Raw genomic sequence first — 1154 nt, forward strand, 5'->3', positions numbered from 1 at the left:
CCTTGTATCTACACGAGAGAGATTTCGTGGGATTAGAGCGATTGAGCCAAGGTCCGGGCGGCCGCCCGGACCTTGGCTTGGCGAAGTCGCCCGTACCACCTGAGGTTACAACCGCGGGAGAGCTTGGGATCTTCGCCTTCGTCACGCACGACCGAACAGTCGCTTGGTTCCAACCGTACGCACAAGGCAGGTTACCGTGAACAGGATTATTTGTGGAGTTGATGTTTCGAAAGATTGGCTGGACGCGCATGTCCGGCCTGGCGGAGCGGCAGCGCGCTTCGCCAACGATGCGGCGGGGATTGCAGCTCTTTGGCTGTTCTGCCGCAGCCATGGCGCAGCCCTTGCGGTGATGGAGGCATCGGGCGGCTATGAACGGCTGGGGTTCATGCTCTTGTGGGCGCACGGCATGCCGTGCGGCGTGGTCAATGCCAAGAGCGTGCGCCGTTTCGCCGAGGCGATGGGCTATCTGGAGAAGACCGACAGGATCGACGCCGCTGTCATCGCCCATTACGGCGCAGTCAAGAACACGGTGCCGACGCCACCGCCAAGCGCTGCCCAACAGCGGCTTACCGCGTTGGTTGGCCGGCTTTGCCAGATTGTCGGCGATGCGACCATCAACAAGCAGCGTAGAAGTGCCGCATGCGACGCCGAGGTATGCGCCAGCATCGAGGCGACGCTGGCCTTCCTCAAGCGCGAGCAACGGCGCCTGGAAGGCGAGATTGCCTCGATGATCGATGACGATCCGCTGTGGGCCAGGCTGGAGCGAGCCTTTCGTTCGCTCAAGGGCGTAGCCGGACGCACTGTCGCCCGTCTGATGGCCGAACTGCCCGAGATCGGCCTCATCTCCAACAAGGCCATCGCCAAGCTGGCAGGCCTGGCTCCTTTCGCCAACGATAGCGGCAAGCGCACCGGCAACAGGCATGTGCGAGGCGGACGCGCCGGGCCGCGTGGCATCCTCTTCATCGTCGCAGCTATCGTGGCCAAATTCGATCCTCATCTCAAAGCTTTCGCTCAACGGTTGCAACAGGCGGGAAAGCCAAAAATGCTCATCCGCATCGCACTCGCCAGAAAACTCCTGGTCATCCTCAATGCAAAAGCACGCGATGCGCGCAACGAGTTCGTAATTGCAACTTGACACCCCAGATAGTCGCTCT

General features: G+C 61.4%; 1 protein-coding gene. It reads left to right on the top strand.

Annotated elements, in window-relative coordinates; genetic code table 11:
• Window positions 1-196: 196 nt before the first annotated feature.
• Window positions 197-1135, top strand: coding sequence for an IS110 family RNA-guided transposase (locus NKH97_RS33205; RefSeq protein ID WP_023809699.1), 939 nt, complete (start codon window positions 197-199; stop codon window positions 1133-1135).
• Window positions 1136-1154 lie beyond the last annotated feature (19 nt).

Source organism: Mesorhizobium sp. M0870, assembly GCF_040319775.1.
Classification (GTDB): domain Bacteria; phylum Pseudomonadota; class Alphaproteobacteria; order Rhizobiales; family Rhizobiaceae; genus Mesorhizobium.